This is a genomic window from Paraburkholderia sp. SG-MS1, from assembly GCF_012275575.1.
In the GTDB taxonomy this organism is placed as follows: domain Bacteria; phylum Pseudomonadota; class Gammaproteobacteria; order Burkholderiales; family Burkholderiaceae; genus Paraburkholderia.
This window is the reverse complement of sequence record NZ_NPIH01000056.1, coordinates 1-1922: the sequence shown is the minus strand read 5'-3', so window position 1 is coordinate 1922 and position 1922 is coordinate 1. Positions and strand designations below refer to the sequence as shown.

Annotated in this window: 3 protein-coding genes; all 3 read left to right on the top strand. The window is 66.5% G+C overall.

Going from position 1 to position 1922, the window contains the following annotated elements; genetic code table 11:
* A partial coding sequence (locus CIC12_RS04480) for an ABC transporter permease (protein WP_168662551.1) occupies window positions 1–805 on the top strand: 805 nt, incomplete at its 5' end.
* Window positions 802–1671 carry an ABC transporter permease gene (locus CIC12_RS04475; protein ID WP_168662549.1) on the top strand — a complete coding sequence of 290 codons (870 nt, stop codon included), beginning with the start codon at window positions 802–804 and terminating at the stop codon, window positions 1669–1671. The genes CIC12_RS04480 and CIC12_RS04475, both read left to right, overlap by 4 nt.
* A partial coding sequence (locus tag CIC12_RS04470; RefSeq protein ID WP_168662547.1) for an ATP-binding cassette domain-containing protein occupies window positions 1668–1922 on the top strand: 255 nt, incomplete at its 3' end. The genes CIC12_RS04475 and CIC12_RS04470, both read left to right, overlap by 4 nt.

Here is a 1922-nt window from a genome sequence, read left to right as displayed (position 1 = left end):
GCTCAATCATCAGCTTGGCGCGGACCGGCCGCTGCTCACGCAATACATCGACTGGATCACGCATTTCGTGCGCGGCGACATGGGACTCTCGTATGCGTATCGCGAGCCGGTCGGGCCGTTCATCGCCGACGCGCTCGCGCATTCGGCCAGGCTAGGGCTGCTCGCGTTCATCGTCGTCGTGCCGCTCGGCATCGCGGGCGGCGTGTGGTCGGCCATGCACGCGGGCCGCTGGCTCGACCGCACGATCAGCATCGCCGGTTTGTCGGCGACCGTGGTGCCGGAGTTCGTTTCGTCCATCGTGCTGATCCTCGTGTTCGGCGTGTGGCTGCGCTGGCTGCCGATCGAAGCGTCGTATCCGCCGCAAGCGAGCGGGCTCGAACAGCTACGGCATCTGGTGCTGCCGGTGCTGCCTCTGGTGCTGGTGTTCTTCGGCTACATCGCGAGAATGGCGCGCGCGGGCACCGTCGAAGCGCTCGACGCGGACTACACGCGCACCGCGATCCTCAAAGGCTTGCCGCGTCATGTCGTGATCTGGCGGCACGTGTTGCGCAATGCGCTGCTGCCGACCATCACCGTGGCCGCGACACAGCTCGGTTATATGATCGGCGGGCTCGTGGTGGTCGAGACGCTGTTCCACTATCAGGGCATCGGCTCGCTGATCTACAACGCCGCCAAGGCCAAGGACTTTCCGATGCTGGAAGCGGGCGTGCTGACGATCGGCGTGGTCTATACGCTCGCCAATCTCGTCGCCGACGCGCTGCATGTACTGCTCAATCCGCGGCTGCGCGTGAGGAGTGCGCAATGAGCACGGTCGCATCTCCCACTCAACAAGCCGCGGCCACCGAACCGCGCTTCGGTCAGCTGCGCCTCCTGCTGCGTTCCCCCACCTTCGTGGTCGGTGTGGTGATCGTCGCATGGTGGATCGTCTGCGCGCTCGCCGGGCAGTGGATCGTACGCCTAGATCCGTATGCGTCCGATCCGCTCAATTCGCTGCTGCCGCCCGACCCTACGCACTGGTTCGGCACCGACCAGCTCGGCCGCGACGTATTTTCGCGCGTGATCGTCGGCGCGCGCGACATCCTCACCATCGCGCCGCTCGCGACGCTGCTCGGCACGGCGGCGGGCACGGCGCTGGGTCTCCTCGTCGGCTATTTCGAGGGCTGGGTGGACAACGTGGTCGGCCGCGCGATCGACGCGGTGCTTGCGCTACCGCTCGTGATCGTCGCACTGCTCGCACTGGCGGCAGTCGGTGCGAGCAACGTCACGGTGGTCCTCGTGATCGGCATCACCTTCACGCCAATCACCGCGCGCACGGTGCGCGCCGCCGTGTTCGCCGAACGGCATCTTGACTACGTGGCCGCCGCGCAACTGCGCGGTGAGCGCGCGCCGTACATCATGTTCGTCGAAATTCTGCCGAACGTGCTGCCGCCCATCATCGTCGAGGCGACCGTGCGCCTCGGCTATGCGATCTTCGCGGTCGCCACGCTGTCGTTTCTCGGCTTCGGCATTCAACCGCCGTCAGCGGACTGGGGTCTCGCCCTGTCCGAGTCGTACACGTTGATGGCGGGCGGCGCATGGTGGACCGTGGTGTTCTCGGCCGGCGCGATCGCGACGCTGGTGGTTGGCGTGAATCTGATCGCCGACAGCGTGCAAGGCGTGCTCGACCGATGAACGCCGCGCCGCCCTCCCCGTTCGCCGCCTTCGACGTGTCGAAAAGCGATCGCACCGATGCGCTCACGGTGGTCGGCCTGACCGTCACCTACCGGATCCGCGGGCGCGATCGCGAAGTGCTTCAGGATGTCTCGTTTCGCGTGCGGCACGGCGAAGCGTATGGGCTCGTCGGCGAATCGGGCTGCGGTAAATCGACCGTCGCGATGGCGACGGTGCGCTATCTGCCGCGTAACGGCACAGTGAAAGCGGGC